The sequence below is a fragment of the Micromonospora sp. NBRC 110038 genome, from assembly GCF_020884815.1.
In the GTDB taxonomy this organism is placed as follows: domain Bacteria; phylum Actinomycetota; class Actinomycetes; order Mycobacteriales; family Micromonosporaceae; genus Micromonospora; species Micromonospora haikouensis.
On record NZ_BBOL01000002.1, the window covers coordinates 739,021 to 758,012 of the forward strand.

Here is an 18,992-nt window from a genome sequence, read left to right on the forward strand (position 1 = left end):
TAGGATGCGGTAACTGCCCCTAGCGGTGTGGCCGGTCGGCTACTCCGCGCGGACCAACGGGAAGAGGATGGTTTCCCGAATTCCCAGGCCCGTCAGCGCCATCAACAGCCGGTCGATTCCCATTCCCATGCCGCCGGCCGGGGGCATTCCGTACTCCATGGCCCGGAGAAAGTCCTCGTCGAGCCGCATGGCCTCGTCGTCGCCGCGCGCCGCGAGCTGGGCCTGGGCGACGAGCCGCTCCCGCTGCACGACCGGGTCGACCAGCTCCGAGTACGCGGTGCCCAGCTCGAACCCGAGGACGTAGAGGTCCCACTTCTCGGCCAGCCCCGGCTCGCTGCGGTGGGCCCGGGTCAGCGGGCTGGTCTCCTCCGGGTAGTCCCGCACGAACGTCGGCGCCTGGAGCCCCGGCACGACCAGTTCCTCGAACAGCTCCTCGGCGAGCTTGCCCGGCCCCCACTTCGGGTCGACGGCCAGGCCGACCTTGTCGGCGTACTCGACGAGGCGGGCCCGCTCGGTGCGGACGGTGACCTCTTCACCGAGCGCCTCCGAAAGCACCCCGAAGAGCGTCACGGAGCGCCACTCGCCGCCCAGATCGAACTCGCGGCCATCCGCGTGCGTCACCACGGTCGAGCCGCCGACCGCGATCGCGGCCTCCTGCACCAGATTACGGGTCAGCGACGCCATCGTGTCGTAGTCGCCGTACGCCTCGTAGGCCTCCAGCATCGCGAACTCGGGCGAGTGCGAAGAGTCGACGCCCTCATTACGGAAGTTACGGTTGATCTCGAACACCCGATCGACGCCGCCGACCACGGCGCGCTTGAGAAACAGTTCCGGTGCGATTCGCAGATACAGATCGGTGCTCAACGCATTGCTGTGGGTCACGAATGGCCGGGCCGCCGCACCGCCGTGCAGCAACTGGAGCATCGGCGTCTCCACCTCGACGAAGCCCTGCCCGTGGAGGCAGTCGCGCAGGCTCCGCACGGCAGCGGCCCGCGTACGCACCATCTGCCGCGCCTGCGGGCGGACGATCAGGTCGACGTAGCGCTGGCGGACCCGGGCCTCCTCGCTGAGCGGCTTGTGCGCCACCGGCAGCGGGCGCAGCGCCTTCGCGGTGATCGCCCACTGCTCGGCCAGCACCGACAGCTCGCCGCGCCGGCTGGTGATCACCTCGCCGGTCACCCCGACGTGGTCGCCCAGGTCGACGAGGCGCTTCCAGTCGTCCAGCCGCTCCGCCCCGACCCGGTCGAGGGAGAGCATCGCCTGGAGTTCGGTGCCGTCGCCGTCCCGCAACGTCGCGAAGCAGAGCTTGCCGGTGTTCCGTACGAAGATCACCCGGCCGGTGACCGAGACCCGGTCGCCCGTGGCGGTGTCGGTGGGCAGGTCGGCGTAACGCGCGCGGACCTCGGCCAGGGTGTCGGTCCGGGCGAACCCGACGGGGTACGGCTCGACGCCCTCGGCGAGCATCCGGTCCCGCTTCTCCCGGCGGACCTTCATCTGCTCGGGAAGGTCGTCGGCGGGGTCGACTGGCACGGTGTTCTGCTCGGTCACGGCACGCTTCCTCAGCTAAGGAGTTTCGGCGGGGTCAGGGCCGAGCGTACTCAAGGGCTCTGGCGGCCGTTACGGGATAACCTCCCGCCATGACCGACCCCACCGAAGCCCTGTCGTTCGGCGCGGCCGCCGCCCCAACGGGTACGGGGTGAGAGGGGTGCCCTTCTCTACCGAAAGCGTTGACAGGGGGCCCTTCCTTGCACCTCACACGTTGCGGTCGTAGACCATGCGCAGGCCGATGAGAGTGATCATCGGCTCGTGGTGGGTGATGGTGCGGCACTCGCCGATCACCACCGACGCCAGCCCCCCGGTGGCGATCACCGCCCGCACCTCGCCCAGCTCCTCGGTCATCCGCTCGACGATCCGGTCGACCTGCCCGGCGAAGCCGAAGTAGAGCCCCGACTGGAGACACTCGACGGTGTTCTTGCCGATCACCGAGCGTGGCTTGGCCGCCTCCACCTTGCGCAGCTGGGCGGCGCGGGCCGCGAGCGCGTCGAAGGAGATCTCGATGCCGGGGGCGAACGCGCCGCCGAGGAACTCCCCCCGGCCGCTGATCACGTCGAAGTTGGTGGTGGTGCCGAAGTCGACCACGATCGACGGCCCGCCGAACAGCGTGTACGCCGCGAGCGTGTTGACCACCCGGTCGGAGCCGACCTCCTTCGGGTTGTCGATCGCCAGTTGCACGCCGGTGCGTACCCCCGGCTCGACGATGACGCTCGGCAGGTCGGCGTAGTAGCGGGCGAGCATCGTCCGCAGCGAGCGCAGCGCGGCCGGCACCGTCGAGCAGGCGGCCACCCCGGTGATCTCCACGGCGTCACCGGCGAGCAGCCCCCGGAACATCAGCCCGAGCTCGTCCGCCGTGGAACGGGCGTCGGTCTTGATCCGCCAGGAGTGCACCAGCTTGTCGCCGTCGAAGGTCGCCAGCACGGTGTTGGTGTTTCCGATGTCGATGCAGAGCAGCACGCACGCAGCCTAGACGCGCGGAGGTTCACCGGGGGCGCAGGTCCAGCGCGACGTCCAGGATCGGCGAGGAGTGCGTCAGCGCGCCGACCGAGAGGTAGTCCACGCCGGTCGCCCCGTACTCCGCCACCACGTCGAGGGTCAGCCCGCCGGTCGCCTCCAGCTCCGCCCGGTCCCCCACCGCGGCCACCACCTCGCGCAGCGTCGCCGGGGTCATGTTGTCCAGCAGCAGGAAGTCGGCGCCCGCCTCCACGGCCTCCAGCGCCTCGGCGAGGGTGTCCACCTCCACCTGCACCGCCACGCCGGGGAAGACCTCCCGGACCCGCCGGTAGGCCGCCGCGACACCGCCGGCCGCGAACTTGTGGTTGTCCTTGATCATGGCGACGTCGTACAGGCCCATCCGCTTGTTGGTGCCGCCGCCGGCCCGCACCGCGTACTTCTCCAGCGCCCGCAGGCCCGGGGTGGTCTTGCGGGTGTCCAGCACGGTCGCCTTCGTGCCGGCCAGCGCGTCCGCCCAGGCCCGGGTGTGGGTGGCCACCCCGGACATCCGGCAGAGCAGGTTGAGCGCCGTGCGCTCGGCGGTGAGCAGCAGCCGGGTCGGCCCGGCCACCGTCGCCAGCACGTCGCCGCGGGCCACCCGCTGCCCGTCGTGGGCCACGACCGACACCTCGACGGTACGGCCACCGCCCGCCTTCGCGCCGGCAGCCGGCCCGGCACCGGGGCCGGCCGGGAAGCCGGTCACCTCGGCGGCCAGCTCGAACGCGGCGGCCGCCACGGCCAGCCCCGCGACCACCCCGTCGGCGCGGGCGACCAGGTCGGCCGTGTCGGTCTGGGTCGCCGGGATCGTGGCGACGCTGGTGACGTCGAGGAAGTCCGGGCCGAGGTCCTCGGCGAACGCGGTGACGAGCACCCGCCGTACCTCGGCCGGGTCCAGCCCGGCCGCCCGCAGCGCCTGCTCCGTCGTGTCCCTCATCGCTCTCCAGCCTCCCAGCGAGACGTCAGCCTGCCCTGCGCCCCGACCTCGGCGACCAGGTGGCCCCGCCACCGCTCGTCCGCCGTCGGGTGGTCTTCCCGCCAGTGGCAACCCCGGGTCTCCTGGCGGGCGTACGCGGCGGCGACCAGCGCCGACGCCACCGTGATCAGGTTCGTGGCCTCCCAGTCGGCGGTGCGCGGGGTGCCCCGGCCGGAACCCAGCTCGCCCAGCTCCGTGGCGGTGGCGGCGAGCGTGTCCGCCGAGCGCAGCACCCCGGCGCCCCGGGTCATCGCCCGTTGCAGCGCGGGCGTCCCCTCGGCGGGCACCACCCAGCCGCCCCCGCCGGCCCACGCGCCGCCCTCGGCGGGCCGGGCCTGCTCGGGCAGGCCGGCGGCGATGTCCTCGGCGATCCGGCGGGAGAACACCAGCCCCTCCAGCAGCGAGTTGCTGGCCAGCCGGTTCGCGCCGTGCACGCCCGTGCAGGCCACCTCGCCGCAGGCGTACAGGCCGGGGATGGAGGTGCGACCGCGCAGGTCCGTGCGGACGCCGCCCGAGGCGTAGTGGGCGGCCGGGGCGACCGGGATCAGGTCGGTGGCCGGGTCGACGCCGATGGCCAGGCAGGAGGCGACGATGGTCGGGAAGCGCCCGGCCAGGAAGTCGCCGCCGAGGTGCCGGGCGTCGAGGTAGACGTGGTCGGCGCCGGTGGCCAGCATGACCCGGTGGATGCCCTTGGCCACCACGTCCCGGGGGGCCAGTTCCGCCAGCTCGTGCTGGCCGACCATGAACCGCTTGCCGTCGCCGTCGACGAGGTGCGCGCCCTCGCCGCGCAGCGCCTCGGAGACGAGCGGCTGCTGCGCCCGGCCGGCCCCCGGCACGCCGGCGCCGGCCGGGGTGATCAGCGCCGTGGGGTGGAACTGGACGAACTCCACGTCGGTGACCGCCGCGCCGGCCCGCATGGCCAGCGCCACGCCGTCGCCGGTGGAGACGGCCGGATTGGTGGTGGCGGAGAAGACCTGCCCCATCCCGCCGGTGGCGAGCACCACCGCGCGGGCCAGCAGCGCGCCGACGCCGTCCTCGCTGCCCTCGCCGAGCACGTGCAGGGTGATCCCGCAGGCCGGGCCGAGCCCGCCGGGCCCGTCGCCGGGGGCGCGCAGCAGGTCGAGCACGAGGGCGTGTTCGACCAGCCGGATCCACGGGTCGCGGCGGACCGCCGCGTGCAGGGCCCGCTGCACCTCCGCGCCGGTGGCGTCCCCGCCGGCGTGCACGATCCGGTCGGCCCGGTGCCCGCCCTCCCGGGTGAGCATGAGCGAGCCGTCGGGGTGGCGGTCGAACTCCGCGCCGATGCGCATCAGCTCCCGCAGCCGGGTCGGCCCCTCCTCCACCAGCACCCGCACGGCGGCGGGGTCGCACAGCCCCACCCCGGCGACCTCGGTGTCGAAGGCGTGCGCGGCCGGGGTGTCCGCCGGGTCGAGCACGGCGGCGATGCCGCCCTGGGCCCAGCGGGTCGAGCCGTCGTCGATGTTGACCTTGGTGACCACGGTGACGTGCAGGCCGGCCTCGCGCAGGTGCAGCGCGGCGGTCAGCCCGGCCACCCCGGAGCCGACCACGATCACGTCGGTGGTCTCCACCCAACCGGGCGCGGGCGCGGCCAGCATCGTCGGCAGGACGGGCAGGTCGACGGTCGGTAGGTCCATGAGCACAGTCAACCCGAACGCCGTTCACCTCGGGCGGCGGGGGCGGGACGAGTGGTTTGGGCTACCCCGGGCGCCCGGCGTGCCCTGCGTCCGGGTCGGGCGGGGGGCGTCGCCGCGCCCGGCCGACGGGGCGGCGGTCACTTCGTCCGGATTGGGAGGCCGGCCGGGCCCGCGCCCTTCAGGGAGGCGGTCACCGTGCGGTCGCTGAGCCACAGGTAGCAGCGGACCCCCCGGTCGCCGACCCGCCAGCGCCCCGCGCCCGGCGGGCGCACCACCAGGCCGCTGCGGTAGCGCAGGTCGTCGTCGTCCGGCACCCCCGCGTACCGGGCCAGGACGGTGCGGCAGCCGGTGTAGAAGGGAAGCCAGTCGGCGTCCCGGGTTGGGTACGGCTTGTCCGGCGCCTTCCACACCCCGACGAACTCGGCGTCGTGCCGGGTGGCGCACTCCACCGGCTTCAGCACCTGCGCGCCGCGCCGCCCGACGTTGTCGCTGCGCTGGCAGCCCAGCCGCAGCGGGGAGGGCCCCTTCAGGGCGTCCCGCAGGCTGCCGGTGCGGGTGACCGGCGTCGCGCCCGCCTCGGCGGTGCTGACCTCGGTCAGGTCGCAGCGGTACCAGCGGGCCCCGGACGTCCAGCCCGTCTTCGACGGCACCGCCACGGCCAGCCGGAGCCGGCCGGCCCGCCAGTCGTCCCCCACGTACGCGGTGGCCTTCGTGTCGCAGTCGGCGAACGGGGCGCGCAGCTCGGGCGAGCCGCTGCCGGGCGGGGCGGCCCGGTCGGCCGGGAACGCGCCGACGTGCACGGTCTCCACCCGGTGCGGCAGCGCGCAGTCGACCGGCGCGTACGCCGACAGGGGCAGCACGTCGACGAAGTCGGCCACCTGGCAGACCTCGGCGGCCGGGGTGAACGGGCCCGCCGGCCGCGGGGCGGCCCAGTCGTCGGTGAGGTCGCCGTCGAGGCCCGCCTGGCCCCCACAGCCGGCCAGCACGACCGCCGTGACCAGGGCGGCGCACACGCTCGTCAACGCACGACGCATCGGGCCTCCCCAACCACCAGCTCGCGACGGGACCCAAGAGTATCCAGGGATGACCATCGGTGACATACCGCGTACGGGCAGACATCCGCGTCGACTGCGGGGGTCGACCCGGACGCCCGGCGGCGCGGGCGGCGGGGATCCGGCCGGGGCGGCCCGGGTCAGCCGACGACGGCCAGCGGGCTCGGAACCGGGTCGCCGGCGGTGCCCGGGGCGGCCGCGGCCGGGTCGGCGCCCAGCTCGACCACCCGGTTGTCGGCGTCGACGTGCACCACCCGGGGCCGGTACGCCCGCGCCTCGGCGTCGTCGAACTGCCCGTACGAGATCAGGATGACCAGGTCGCCCGGGTGCACGAGGTGGGCGGCGGCGCCGTTGATGCCGATCACGCCGCTGCCCCGCTCGCCGGGGATCACGTACGTCTCCAGCCGGGCGCCGTTGGTGACGTCCACGATCGCCACCTGCTCGCCGGGGAGCAGGTCGGCCGCGTCGAGCAGGTCCTCGTCCACGGTCACCGAGCCCACGTAGTGCAGGTCGGCCTGGGTCACCGTGGCCCGGTGGATCTTCGACTTGAGCATGGTGCGGAACATCGGGGTGCCTTGCCTTTCGCGGGGCGGGAGGACGGGTCAGGGTCGGGGGGCGAGCCGGATCGCCACGTTGTCGATCAGGCGGGTGGTGCCGACCCTGGCCGCGATCAGCAGCCGGGCCGGCCCGGGGGGCGGCCCGGGTTCCAGGTCGGCGTCGGTGAGCGCCACGTAGTCGACCTCGACCCCGGGCGGGCCGTCGCCCAGCGCCCGGTGCACGGCGGCCAGCACCTCGCCGCCGGGCTCGCCCCGGTCGGCTGCCGCCGCGCCGGCCCGCAGCGCGGCGGACAGGGTCAGCGCGGCCTCCCGCTCGGGGGGCGAGAGGTAGCGGTTACGGCTGGACAGGGCCAGCCCGTCCGGCTCCCGCACGGTCGGCACGCCGACCACCTCGACGGGCACGTCGAAGTCCCGGGCCATCCGCCGCACCAGGGTGAGCTGCTGGTAGTCCTTCTCGCCGAAGAACGCCAGGTCGGGGCGGGTGAGGTGGAACAGCTTCAGCACCACGGTGAGCACCCCGTGGAAGAAGCCGGGCCGGCTCAGGCCCTCCAGGTCGTCGGCGAGCCGACCCGGGTCCACCCGCACGAGGGGCTCGCCGTACGGGTACACCTCGCCCCGGTCCGGCGCGAAGACCACGTCGGCACCGGCCCGCCGGCAGACCTCCAGGTCCGCCTCCAGGGTGCGCGGGTAGCGGTCGAAGTCCTCGTTCGGCCCGAACTGGAGCGGGTTCACGAAGATCGTCACCAGCACGTGGTCGGCCCGCTCCCGGGCGGCGCGCAGCAGCGTCTCGTGGCCGGCGTGCAGCGCGCCCATGGTCATCACCACGCCGACGGTGCCGGTCAGGGCGGCGCGCGCCTTCGCCAGCTCCGCGCGGGTCCGCACCAGCTCCGTCATGCGTGCCTCACCTCTCGTCGGGTCCCGCCGAGCACGTCGAGCAGCGGCGCGGCGTCCGCCGGGCGCAGCCGGCCCGACGCGATGGCCCGGTCCGCCGTGCGCCGGGCCAGGGCCAGGTAGGCCGCGACCGACTCGGGCGCGGTCGCCGCCAGCCGCTCCAGGTGCCGGCGTACGGTGCCGGCGTCGCCCCGGGACACCGGGCCGGTCAGCGCGTCGTCGCCGAGGCGCAGGGCGTTCTCCAGCGCCGCCCGCAGCAGCGGGGCGAGCACCTTCTCCGGCTGGCCCACCCCGGCGTCGCGCAGCCGGTCGGCCGCCTCGTTGACCAGGGTCACCAGGTGGTTGGCGCCGTGCGCCAGCGCCGCGTGGTAGAGCGGGCGGTCGGCCTCCCCCACCCACTCGGGCACCCCGCCGAGGTCGGCCACCAGCCGGGCGGCCAGCGGGCGCAGCTCGGCCGGCGCGGTCACGCCGTACGAGATGCCGGCGAGCCGGCCGAGATCGTCGGGCGTACCGGTGAAGGTCATCGCCGGGTGCAGGGCCAGCGGGCGGGCCCCGACGGCGGCGGCGGGGGCGAGGACGCCCAGCCCGTGCGCGCCCGAGGTGTGCGCGACCACCTGGCCGGGGCGCAGCGCCCCGGTCTCGGCGAGGCCGGCCACCACCGCCGCGAGCTCGTCGTCGGGCACGGCGACCAGCAGCAGGTCGGTCGCGGCACGGGCCACGGAGGTGGCGGAACGGTTGGCGGCGTCGGGCAGCAGCAGGGCGATGCGGGCCTTGGTCGCCCCGGAGACGCCGGAGGCGGCGACCACCCGGTGCCCGGCGGCGGCGAGCGCCGCGCCCAGCACGGCGCCGACCCGGCCGGCGCCGAGGACGCCGACGGTCAGCACGCGGGGAAAGGAGAGTGTGGCGCCGCCCGAGGGTGCGACGGCCCGCGCGGGGGCGGCCGGACGCGGGCGCAGCGGTGCGCTCATGGCAACGATCCAGTCCTCGAAGGGGGTACCGGTCGATGGCAAGTATGCGCCGCGGTGAAGAGGTCGCAACAAGAAGGTGTGAAAACCTTCACCGCCGGCGCGGGCCGGGCCGCCGCAGGGTGCCACGGCGGCCCGGCCCGGCCACGGTCACCGGCCGCGCAGGAAGCCGGCGTCGACGAACTTGAAGTCGGTGTCCGGGCGTGCCTCGCCGTCCCCGCCCGGGGTCTCCGGGGTGTTCCGGCCGTCGTGCACCACCAGCAGCCCGCCGGGGAAGCCCGGCAGCGGGGTCGCGGTCACCGCCGCGCCGTCGCACTCCTGCGAGCCGTCCACCGCGCCGTCGACCACCGCGAAGCGGCCCGTCGGGCGGCCGGTGCGCCGGTCGTACGTGTGGAACGTGTCGTCGCCCTGCGCGGAGACGACCAGGGTGCCGGTCAGGCGGCCCGTCCGGTAGATCGTCAGCCCCTCCACGTCCTGCGCGATCCGACCGCCGAACCCGGGGTCGGCCGGGTAGTCGGTCACGCAGTCGTCCTCCGCCGGGTCGAACGCCGCCGGCACGCCGTACTCGCGGACCCGCTCGACCAGCTTCGGAGCCCCGGCGAACCGGCCGCCCGCGAGCCGGGTCCGCCACAGGCCCACCTTCTCCTGCGCCAGGTGCACCACGCCGGTGTCCGGGTCCACCACGGTCCCCTCCACCTGCGGGCCGTCGCCCGGGTCGGTGCACGGCGACCAGGCGGTGCCGTCGGGCAGGGTGAACGCCGACGGCAGCGTCAGCCGGTCCACCGGCCGGTAGGTGACCCGCCCGGCGCGCTCGACCAGCCGGAACACCCCCACCTCCGGGGTGCTGCGCCGGCTCACCACCGCGTACGCGGCACCGGCCGGGTCGACGTAGGTGCCCAGCCCGTACGCGGTGCGCTGCACGTCGACCTCGGCCTGGTCCCGGCTGAACGCGTACGGCACGCCCGGCGCGGTCACGTCGGTGAGCAGCCGGGTCGCCGGGTCGATCCGGTAGAACCGGAGCTGGTCGCGCCCCCGGTCGGTGACCACCGCCAGGTCGACCCGCTGCCCGCCGAGCCGGAACCCGGCCACCAGGTCGACGTTGTTGAACCGGCCGGACTCGTCGTCGGGGCCCGGGGCGGGCGGGGTGGCGATCGCCTGCCGCTCGCGGGCGGCCAGGTCGTAGACCCGCAGGCCGCCGTTCTTGGCGGTGGCGATCACGAGGCTGCCGGCCCGGTCGGTCGGGTGCACCCAGATCGCGGGGTCGTCGGCGTCGGCGTCGCCGCCGGCTTCGTCGTCGTACAGGCTGGGGGTCTCGGCCACCGCCCGCACCGCGCGCAGCGCGTCGTCCCGGGCGGGGGCGGCGGCGGCACCGGAGGCGGCCAGCAGCAGCGGTACGGCCACCAGCGCGGGGATCGCGATTCGTCTCATGCCCGCAGACCGTAGGGTCGGCACGGTGACGGACCCTGAACGCGGGATGAACTCCACGGCACTGCGCTGGCGGGACGCGATGGAACGTGCCCTGTACGGGCCGGCGGGCTTCTTCGTCGCCGGGGCGGGCCCGGCCGGTCACTTCCGCACGAGCGCGCACGCCTCCCCGGCGTTCGCGGCGGCGGTGTTCCGGCTCGTCACGCGGCTCGACGCCGCCCTCGGGTTCCCCACGCCGTTCGACATCGTGGACGTGGGCGCCGGCCGGGGCGAGCTGCTGCGCGCCCTGGCCACCCTGGCCGACGAGGCGGCCGGGTCCCTCAGCAGCCGCCTGCGCCTCACGGCCGTGGAACTGGCCCCCCGCCCGCCGGACCTGCCTCCGGCCATCGGCTGGACGACCGAGACCCCGACGGGAATCACCGGCCTGCTGTTGGCCACCGAATGGCTGGACAACGTCCCCGTCGATGTGGCCGTCCCCACCGAAACCGGCTGGCGCTACCAGCTGGTGAACCCGAGCACGGGCGAGGAGACCCCAGGCCCCCCACTGACCGATGAGGACCACACCTGGCTGACCCACTGGCACCCCACCCACCCCACCCCCACCCCCACCCCAGGCCCGGTGATCAAGAGGTTTGCGTCAGCGGAAGGGCCCGAACCTGACGCAAACCTCTTGATCACCGAGTACGGGGGGCGGGTTGAGGTGGGGCGGGGGCGGGATCTGGCCTGGGCCGGGGTCGTGGGGCGCCTGCGGCGGGGGGTGGCGCTGGGCGTGGACTACGGGCACCTGCGTCAGGCGCGGCCGGTGGGCGGGACGCTGACCGGATACCGGGGCGGGCGGCAGGTGCCGCCGGTGCCGGACGGGTCGTGCGACGTCACCGCCCACGTGGCCATGGATTCCGTCGCCGCCGCCGGTGAGCGGGTCGCCGGGTGCGCGTACACCCTGGTGTCGCAGCGGGAGGCGCTGCGGGCGCTCGGGGCCGACGGCGGGCGACCGCCGCTGAGCCTGGCCGGCACCGACCCGGCCGGCTACGTGCGGGCGCTCGCCGCCGCGTCGGCGGTGGCCGAGCTGACCGACCCGGCCGGGCTCGGCGGGCACTGGTGGCTGCTCCAGCCGGTCGGCGTCGCCGTCGATGCGCTCATGGCACGATGACGGGCATGACCACGGACACCGGTGACCTGCGCGAGCTGACCGTCGGCACCGGGGCCGGCGGCGAGCAGCTCGGCACCGACATGGTGCTCAACATCGGCCCGCAGCACCCCTCCACGCACGGCGTGCTGCGGCTCAGGCTGGTGCTCGACGGGGAACGGGTGGTCGCCGCCGAACCGATCGTCGGGTACATGCACCGGGGCGCGGAGAAGCTGTTCGAGGTGCGCGACTACCGGCAGATCATCGTGCTCGCCAACCGGCACGACTGGCTGTCGGCGTTCTCCAACGAGCTGGGCGTGGTGCTCGCCGTCGAGCGGCTCATGGGCATGGAGGTGCCCGAGCGGGCCACCTGGCTGCGGATGGCCCTGGCCGAGCTGAACCGGGTGCTCAACCACCTGATGTTCCTCGGGTCCTACCCGCTGGAGATCGGCGCGATCACCCCGGTCTTCTACGCGTTCCGGGAGCGGGAGACCATCCAGGCGGTCATGGAGGAGGTCTCCGGCGGCCGGATCCACTACATGTTCAACCGGGTCGGCGGGCTCAAGGAGGAGGTGCCGGCGGGCTGGACCGGCCGGGCCCGCGCCGCCATCGGCGAGGTGCGCCGCCGCCTGCCGGACCTGGACAACCTGATCCGGCGCAACGAGATCTTCCTGGCCCGCACCGTCGGGGTGGGCGTGCTGTCGGCCGCCGACGCCGCCGCGTTCGGCGCGTCCGGGCCCGTCGCCCGCGCCTCCGGGCTCGACCTGGACCTGCGCCGCGACGAGCCGTACCTGGCCTACGACCAGCTCGACGTGCCGGTGGTGACGAAGACCGCCGGGGACTGCCACGCCCGGTTCGAGGTGCTGCTCGACCAGGTGTACGTCTCGCTCGACCTCGCCGAGCGGTGCCTGGAGCGGGTGGACCGGCTCACCGGGCCGGTGAACACCCGGCTGCCGAAGGTGGTGAAGGCCCCCGAGGGGCACACGTACGCGTGGACGGAGAACCCGCTCGGCATCAACGGCTACTACCTGGTGTCGCGGGGCGAGAAGACGCCGTGGCGGCTGAAGCTGCGCACCGCGTCGTACGCGAACGTGCAGGCGCTGGCCACCCTGCTGCCGGGGTGCCTGGTGCCGGACCTGATCGCGATCCTCGGCTCGATGTTCTTCGTGGTGGGAGACATCGACAAGTAACGGGTCGCCCGGTCCTGACCGGCCCGTGCCGCCGGTCAGCGCCAGTGGTCGGCCGGGCGGGCAGCGCCGGCGCGGGGCGTCTCGTCGCGGGGCGGGTACCCGTACCGCTGCCCGTCGGCGCGCTGGTGCCGGCTGGGCCGGGCCGGCTCGGGTTCCGCCGCGCCCCACTGCTCCGCCGGCGGTGCCTCGCGTTGGGCCGGCGGTCGCCACCCGGCCGCCGGGGCCTCGCGCTGTGCCGGCTCGGCCGACCACGCGTCACGCGGTGCCGGCGGCCGCCACTGCGCCGGCACCGGCACGCCGCCCGCCGGCAGCGCCGGGGAGGCCGGCTCCGACCACGTCCCGCGGTCCCAGTCCGTGCCGCTGCCCGGCTCCGCGCGGCCGGGCCGACCGTCCGGGCCCGCGCCGCTGCGGTCCGCGTCCGGCCAACCGCCCGACCGGTCGGTCCCCGGTCCGGCAGCGGCGGCGTCCCACCAGCGGTCCACCGGGCCTCCCTCCGGGTGGGGGTCGCCCTGCCGGACCGCCGCCCAGCGGTCCTCCACCCGGTATCCGCTGCCGGTCGCGTCGGCGTGCGCCGTGGCCCGGCGCTCACCGACCCGGACCTCCCGGCCCCGGTCGTCGTCGCGTACCTCCGCCCACCGGTCGCCGGCCTCCGCCTCGGACCACTGGCCCGAGGCGGCGGGCGCGGGCGAGGACGCGGGGGCGCGGTCCGCCTCGTACCGACCCGCCGCGCCGCCGCCGGCCGGCACACCGCCGTAGACGCCCCGCGCCTCCGGCTGCACGGGCGCGCTCCAAGCCTGGGGGCGGGGGGCGTGGGCCGGCTCGTCCCGGGAGGGCGGCTGCCGCGCCCAGGCGCGGTCGTCGAACGGCTCCGGGTCGACCTGGGCAGGGTCCCGGTGGGCGTCGGCACCCCGCACGTGGGCGGCCGGGTCGGCGTGCCCGGCCCACGACCGGCCCTCCGGTTCGCCGGTCGCCGGTCGTCGGCCGCCGGCCCACGACCGCTCCGGGGAAGGCGGTGACCACCGGTCGTCCGCAGCCGGGGACCACCCGTCGCCGTAACCTCCGGGAGCCGGTGACCAGCGCTCGCCGCCGTAGCCGCCGTAGCCGCCCGTTGCCGGGTCCGGCCCGTCGACGACGGTGTGCCGGGTGGTGACGTGCACGGTCTCCGTGTGCCGGACCATGCCGACCGGGCGCGGGGCCGGGGCGGCGGCCGGGGCCGGCGCGGGGTCGGGGGCGGCCGGCTGCGGCACCCGGATGCCCGGCTCGGCCGGGCGGGCCGACGCGCCGTAGACGCCCGGCTGGGCGGGACGGTCGCCGCCGTAGACGCCCGGCTGGGCCGGACGGTCGCCGCCGTAGACGCCCGGTCGGGGCGGGCCGTCCGCGCCGTGGCGTGGGGTCGGCCGGGGGCGGTGGCCGGGGGACGCGTCGTCCGGGCGGGCGGGCGCACGGAACAGGCCCGCCGGGGCCGCGTCGGCGTCGCCGGGCGGGCCGGCGTCGGCGTACGTCTCGGCGGGCGCGACCCGGGCCCGGCCCGCACCCGCCGGCTGCGTGCCCGCCGACTGCGCAGCCGGCGGCTCGGGGTCGGCGGCGATCCCGGCCGCCGCGGCGTCCAGCCGGCGACGCAGCGCGCCGACCTGTTCCTGGGCCCGCTGGGACGCATCGAGCGCCTGGTTGCCGCGCTGGGCGGCGGCCGCGATCTCGCCGCGCAGCTCCCGGCCCAGCTGGTCGATCTCGTCCCGCAGCTCCTCGGCCTCGCCGTGCCCGCCGTCGCCGTCGGCGCGCAGCGCGATCGACAGGCCGATCAGCACCACGGCGACGATCGCCAGCACGGCGGCGAACCGCAGCGGGCCGTTGCCGTCGGCGACCAGCAGGATCAGCGCCGCGACGGGGGCCAGCGCCACGCCGATCCAGAACAGCACGGACAGCAGTCGGGGATCACGCCTGTCGGTGGCGGCAACCGGGGCGGGCATGGATGTGCAGCCTACCGAGAGTTCCGCCTACTGGGAACGCCCTGCCAGCACCGGTCGCCGGGGCCCGGTGGGGACACCGGCGACCGGTGGGCGGGTCAGCTGGCCGCGAGCGCCCCGTCGGACGAGAAGACGAGGCCGACGCTGGCGCTCCCCGTCTTCAGGGCGTTCTTGGTCTGCGGGCCGCCCGCGTCCAGCGAGCTGAACGAGCCGGCCTTGAAGTCGTAGACCTCCACCAGACCCGCCTGGCACTTCGGACGCTGCGGGCACTCCGGCGGGCCGGCCAGCACGGTCGCGCTGCCGGAGCACTTCGCCGCCAGGTCGGACAGCGTGCTCACCCCGTACTTGTCGGCGAACGCCTTGGTGACGGCGAACGCGTTCTGGTCCTGGGCGGCGGACGGCGTGCCGAAGGCGATGCCGGCCTTCTCGCCGGCGGCCTTGAGGGCGGCGACGGTCTTGTCCAGCTCCGGCGAGGAGACCGGCTGGGCGTCCTTGCCGTTGGCCTTCGTGTTGAGGAACTCGGCCATGGTCGCCGCGTACTCGGGGACGACCTGGATCTCGCCCTTCTCCAGGGCCGGCTCGTAGAGCTCCCGGTTGCCGATCTGCTGCACCTTGACCTGGTAGCCGGCGGCGGTGAGCGCGATGCGGTACAGCTCGGCGATGGTCTGGCTCTCGGTGAAGTTGCCGGCGCCGACGACGATCGTGCCGCCCGACCCCTTGGCGATGCCCTGGGTGACGTTGTTGGCCGTGACGAACTCCTCGGCGGCGACCTTGCTGGTCTTGCGGTCGACGTCGACGGCCTTGTTGAGCGCGATCAGCTTCGGCGTGTCCAGCGCGGCGGAGACCTTGTCCAGCGCCGCGAGCAGCTCCGGGGTGGCCGCCTTGGCGTTGACCGCCGGGATGACGTTGTCGGTGTTCTGGAGCTTCTTGTCGTCGGCGAGGACGACAAGCTGGTCACCGGCCACCGGGGCGCAACCCGCCCCCGACGCCCCCTGCTGCGGGGCCTCGGTGCCGGAGGAGCCGGCGTCGCCGCAGCCGGTGAGGAAACCGGCCGCCGCGAGGGCGCCGACCGCGCCGATGGCCAGCCGTGTACGTGCGCGCATCAAGCCCGCCTTCCGTGTCCCGGCGCGACCCTCCGGGCCGGCCGCGTGTCCGACGGACGATCTCCTGTCGTCGCCCGCGATCTTCCACCCAACATCCTGCCCGCCGGGACCGACAACCCGAGGCGAGGTTCGTCACCGGATCGTCACCCGAGCGTGACCCGGGCCGTCAGCTCCCGGCGACGGCGTCGGCGGCCCGGCGGTTGGCCCGCCGCCGCGCCGGGCGCAGCGGGCGCGGGGTGACCAGCCGCTCGACCAGGGCCAACACCAGCTCGACCAGCATCGCCAGCCCCGCCACCAGCAGACCGCCCGCGATGATCTGCCCGCCACCGGCGGCGATGTCCAGGCCGAAGCCGGCCCGGATGATCTGGCCCAGCCCGCCGCCGTTGACGAACGAGGCCAGCGCGGCCGTCGCCACCACCTGCACCGCCGCCGTACGGAACCCGGCGGCCAGGTACGGCACCGCCAGCGGCAGCTCCACCCGGCGCAGCACCTGCCCGCCCGACAGCCCCATCCCGCGCGCCGCGTCCCGGGCCTCCGGGTCGGTCTGCCGCACCCCCGTGTACGCGTTGGCCAGCAGCGGCGGCACCGCGAACACGGCCAGCGCGACCACCACGGCGGGCCGGCCGAACCCGAGGAAGGTCAGCGGCAGGATGGTCAGCAGGGCCAGGGTGGGGATCGCCAGGGTGACGTTGGACACCAGCACGACCAGCCCGCCGCCCCGACCGGTGTGCCCGAGCCACAGCCCGACCGGCCAGGCCACCAGGCAGCCGAGCAGCACGGCCGCGGCCGACATGCCGAGGTGTTCGCCGAGCCGGTCGAGGATGCCGCCCGGGTTGGTCCAGTTCAGCGGGTCGTTGAGCCAGAGCACCGCCTGGCCGACCGGGTTGCTCACCGGGCCCTCCCGCGCAGCCAGGGGGTGACCGCCCGGCCGAGCCCGGCGAGGACCAGGTCCAGCACCAGGGCGAGCAGGACGCAGAGCAGCGTGCCGGTCATGATCTCGGCCTTGTAGAAGTTGTTCTGGAAGCCGGCGAAGATGAGCTGGCCCAGCCCGCCCCGGCCGACCACCACGCCGACGGTCACCAGCGCCACGGTCGACACGGTGGCCAGCCGCAGGCCGGTGAGGATGCCGGGCAGCGCCAGCGGCAGCTCGATCCGCAGCAGCCGGCCCCACCGGCCGTACCCCATCCCCTCCGCCGCCTCGCGGACCTCGGGCGGCACCTGGCTCAGCCCGGCGACGGCGTTGCGGACGATGACCAGCAGCGCGTACAGCACCACCACGCTGAGCACCGTCACCGCCCCGATCCCGAGGTAGGGCGCGAGGAACGCGAACAGGGCCAGCGACGGGATCGTGTAGAGCACCCCGGTGAACGCGAGGATCGGGCCGGCGAGGGGGCGGAACCAGTGGGCCGCCACCGCGAGCGGCAGGGCCACCAGGGCGGCGATCAGCACGGCCCGGGCGGTCAGGGAGGCGTGGTCGCGCAGCGCGGCGACGATCGTGTCAGAGTTGTCCCGCACGTACTGCCAGGAGAACCACGGGTTACTCGGGTCGGCCCGGTAGCTCAGGCGGAAGGACATGCGTGGACGTTACCCCGAACACCCGGAGCGCCGCCGGACCCGAGGCGGCCGGAACCCCCGCGGCGGCCATCGCGCTGGAGGGCATCGGCAAGCGGTACCCGGACGGCACCGAGGCGGTCCGCGAGCTGAGCCTGCGGGTGCCGGCCGGCGAGCTGGTGGTGCTGATCGGGCCGTCCGGCTGCGGCAAGTCGACCGTGCTACGCATGATCAACCGGCTGATCGAGCCGACCGCCGGCCGGATCCTGCTCGGCGACGAGGACGTGACCCGCGTCGACCCGGTCGCGCTGCGCCGCCGCATCGGGTACGTCATCCAGAACGTGGGCCTGTTCCCCCACCAGACGGTCGTGGCCAACGTCGGCACCGTCCCCCGGCTGCTCGGCTGGCCCCGGGACCGGATCCGCCGCCGCAGCGAGGAACTGCTGGAGCTGGTGGGGCTCGACCCGGGCCGGTTCGGCCGGCGCTACCCGCACGAGCTCTCCGGCGGGCAGCGGCAGCGGGTCGGGGTGGCCCGCGCGCTCGCCGCCGACCCGGTGGTGCTGCTGATGGACGAGCCGTTCTCGGCGGTCGACCCGATCGTGCGGACCCGGCTGCAGGAGGAGTTCCTGCGCCTCCAGGCCGAGGTGCGCAAGACCATCGTGCTGGTCACCCACGACCTCGACGAGGCCGTCCGGCTCGGCGACCGGATCGCCGTGCTCTCCCAGGGCGGCCGGCTGGAGCAGTACGACACCCCGGCGGCCCTGCTCGCCGCGCCCGCCTCCGAGTTCGTCCGGGACTTCGTCGGCGCGGACCGGGGCATCCGGGCGCTGGCGGTCACCCCGGTCACCCGGGAGGCGCTGGAGCCGGCCCCCGCCGACCCGGCCGGGCTGCCGCAGGTCGCGCTGGGCACGTCGGCGTACGACGCGCTCGCGGTGATGCTGACCTCCGGTGCGGACCGGGTGCTGGTGACCGCCGACGGCGGGCCGGCCGGCGTGCTCACCCGGGAACGCGCGCTGGGCGCCGGCCGGGAGACGGCCTGAGTCAGGCGGGGCGGCGGGGCTGCGCAGCGGCGGTCAGGCCCGGCCGCCGAGGCTCGCCGTGCCGATGATCCAGCCGGAGAGGAAGCCGTACCCGGCCCCGGTGCCGGCGGCCTGCAGCGCGGCGAGCAGCGACGGGGCCGGCCCGAGCAGCGTGCTCAGCAGCGCGGCCAGGCCGGCGGCCAGCACGTACGCGCCCCAGCCGGAGAAGAACTGGCTCACCGACCCCTGCACCCGGGCCACCTGGGACGCGGGCAGCAGGTAGAGCAGGGCCGCCGCCAGGACCACCAGCAGGATGGCGCGCAGGTCGGTGGCGAGCACGCCCTGCCCCGAGTCGCCGGAGCCGAACCGCCACGCCGGCCAGGCCAGCAGCCGCAGGAACCAGCCGCCGGCAGACTCGGGGTCGGTGTGGTCCTCGGCCCAGCCGACGTACAGCGGGCTGCCGCAGACCGCGACGAGCAGCAGCACCGCGAGGGTGCCGGTGCCGGCCGCGGTCCCGTACCGGCTGACGGGGCCCGACCGGCTGGTGACACCCGAGCGGTTGATGGCGGCCATGAGGCGACCAGTTCCCGGCGCGCCCCGGCGGGCAAACCTGCGGACCACGGTGACCGCGCTCCGGTCAGTGCTTCATCAGGTAGTCGATGAACTTGGCCCGCAGCAGCGGCGCGGACTCCTCGTAGCCGTGCCCGGTGAGCTCCCGCCACAGCGCCGCCGCCTCGTCGATGGTCGGGCCGACGGAGTTCGGCGCGCCGTCCAGCGCGGCGGCCTCGTCGGCGTTCGGCAGGTGGCGCAGCACCGACCAGAAGAACCCGACGTCGCGCCGCTCCCGGGCCGTCGCGAACGCCCGCTCCCGCAGCTCCTCCGTGGAGAGCGCGTCCAACTCGTCGAACGTGTGCCCGCCGGTGCCGGTGGAAGGTGTCTCGGTCATGCCGCCGAGCCTAACCGGCGAGATCACC

The 18,992-nt window shown here is 75.5% G+C and carries 18 protein-coding genes; 3 read left to right on the forward strand and 15 right to left on the reverse strand.

The window, feature by feature from the left end:
- Positions 1-39: 39 nt before the first annotated feature.
- The 9 genes from lysS to LPU61_RS11100 form a co-directional block, all read right to left on the reverse strand.
- Positions 40-1,548 (reverse strand): lysine--tRNA ligase, encoded by a 1,509-nt coding sequence (gene lysS, locus LPU61_RS11060; RefSeq protein WP_229404838.1) that lies wholly within the window; start codon positions 1,546-1,548, stop codon positions 40-42.
- Positions 1,549-1,752: 204 nt separating this feature from the next.
- Positions 1,753-2,511, reverse strand: a complete 759-nt coding sequence (locus LPU61_RS11065; protein ID WP_043965037.1) for a type III pantothenate kinase — start codon at positions 2,509-2,511, stop codon at positions 1,753-1,755.
- Between the two features lie 25 nt (positions 2,512-2,536).
- On the reverse strand, positions 2,537-3,481 hold the full coding sequence (nadC, locus tag LPU61_RS11070; protein WP_043965035.1) for a carboxylating nicotinate-nucleotide diphosphorylase: 945 nt from the start codon (positions 3,479-3,481) through the stop codon (positions 2,537-2,539).
- Positions 3,478-5,175, reverse strand: coding sequence for an L-aspartate oxidase (locus LPU61_RS11075; protein ID WP_229404839.1), 1,698 nt, complete (start codon positions 5,173-5,175; stop codon positions 3,478-3,480). The genes nadC and LPU61_RS11075 overlap by 4 nt, the downstream gene beginning before the upstream one ends.
- Positions 5,176-5,312: 137 nt before the next feature.
- Positions 5,313-6,209 carry a septum formation family protein gene (locus LPU61_RS11080; protein ID WP_229404840.1) on the reverse strand — a complete coding sequence of 299 codons (897 nt, stop codon included), beginning with the start codon at positions 6,207-6,209 and terminating at the stop codon, positions 5,313-5,315.
- A gap of 158 nt (positions 6,210-6,367) precedes the next feature.
- Positions 6,368-6,793 (reverse strand): aspartate 1-decarboxylase, encoded by a 426-nt coding sequence (gene panD / locus LPU61_RS11085; protein ID WP_229404841.1) that lies wholly within the window; start codon positions 6,791-6,793, stop codon positions 6,368-6,370.
- Between the two features lie 36 nt (positions 6,794-6,829).
- Positions 6,830-7,678: a pantoate--beta-alanine ligase gene (gene panC, locus LPU61_RS11090; protein WP_229404842.1), complete on the reverse strand. Its 849-nt coding sequence runs from the start codon at positions 7,676-7,678 to the stop codon at positions 6,830-6,832.
- Complete coding sequence (locus LPU61_RS11095) at positions 7,675-8,643, reverse strand: Rossmann-like and DUF2520 domain-containing protein (RefSeq protein WP_229404843.1); 969 nt, start codon at positions 8,641-8,643, stop codon at positions 7,675-7,677. Before LPU61_RS11095 ends, panC begins: the two co-directional genes overlap by 4 nt.
- A 147-nt stretch (positions 8,644-8,790) precedes the next feature.
- On the reverse strand, positions 8,791-10,068 hold the full coding sequence (locus LPU61_RS11100; RefSeq protein ID WP_229404844.1) for a phytase: 1,278 nt from the start codon (positions 10,066-10,068) through the stop codon (positions 8,791-8,793).
- A gap of 46 nt (positions 10,069-10,114) precedes the next feature.
- On the opposite strand from LPU61_RS11100, the gene LPU61_RS11105 reads away from it, so the two are divergent.
- Both LPU61_RS11105 and LPU61_RS11110 read left to right on the forward strand, forming a co-directional pair.
- Complete coding sequence (locus LPU61_RS11105; protein WP_229404931.1) at positions 10,115-11,215, forward strand: SAM-dependent methyltransferase; 1,101 nt, start codon at positions 10,115-10,117, stop codon at positions 11,213-11,215.
- Complete coding sequence (locus LPU61_RS11110; protein WP_199486087.1) at positions 11,212-12,381, forward strand: NADH-quinone oxidoreductase subunit D; 1,170 nt, start codon at positions 11,212-11,214, stop codon at positions 12,379-12,381. The genes LPU61_RS11105 and LPU61_RS11110 overlap by 4 nt, the downstream gene beginning before the upstream one ends.
- Before the next feature lie 35 nt (positions 12,382-12,416).
- Here LPU61_RS11110 and LPU61_RS11115 read toward each other — a convergent pair whose 3' ends face one another.
- From LPU61_RS11115 to LPU61_RS11130, 4 genes are all read right to left on the reverse strand, one after another.
- Complete coding sequence (locus LPU61_RS11115) at positions 12,417-14,348, reverse strand: hypothetical protein (RefSeq protein ID WP_229404845.1); 1,932 nt, start codon at positions 14,346-14,348, stop codon at positions 12,417-12,419.
- A gap of 95 nt (positions 14,349-14,443) precedes the next feature.
- The gene (locus tag LPU61_RS11120; RefSeq protein ID WP_077938031.1) at positions 14,444-15,448 is read right to left on the reverse strand and encodes a glycine betaine ABC transporter substrate-binding protein; all 1,005 of its coding nucleotides are present in this window, start codon (positions 15,446-15,448) and stop codon (positions 14,444-14,446) included.
- A 166-nt stretch (positions 15,449-15,614) separates the two neighbouring features.
- On the reverse strand, positions 15,615-16,340 hold the full coding sequence (locus LPU61_RS11125) for an ABC transporter permease (protein WP_077938030.1): 726 nt from the start codon (positions 16,338-16,340) through the stop codon (positions 15,615-15,617).
- Positions 16,337-17,023 (reverse strand): ABC transporter permease, encoded by a 687-nt coding sequence (locus LPU61_RS11130; protein ID WP_229404846.1) that lies wholly within the window; start codon positions 17,021-17,023, stop codon positions 16,337-16,339. The genes LPU61_RS11125 and LPU61_RS11130 overlap by 4 nt, the downstream gene beginning before the upstream one ends.
- 2 nt (positions 17,024-17,025) lie before the next feature.
- Here LPU61_RS11130 and LPU61_RS11135 point away from each other — a divergent pair, with 2 nt between their 5' ends.
- Entirely contained in the window at positions 17,026-18,039 is a 1,014-nt protein-coding gene (locus LPU61_RS11135; protein WP_229404847.1) for an ABC transporter ATP-binding protein, read from the forward strand.
- Positions 18,040-18,072: 33 nt separating this feature from the next.
- Here the strand turns inward: LPU61_RS11135 and LPU61_RS11140 are convergent, their stop codons facing one another.
- Positions 18,073-18,591 carry a hypothetical protein gene (locus LPU61_RS11140; protein ID WP_043965013.1) on the reverse strand — a complete coding sequence of 173 codons (519 nt, stop codon included), beginning with the start codon at positions 18,589-18,591 and terminating at the stop codon, positions 18,073-18,075.
- Between the two features lie 64 nt (positions 18,592-18,655).
- A complete protein-coding gene (locus LPU61_RS11145) occupies positions 18,656-18,964 on the reverse strand; it encodes a hypothetical protein (protein ID WP_074472273.1) in 309 nt (102 codons plus the stop codon).
- Positions 18,965-18,992 lie beyond the last annotated feature (28 nt).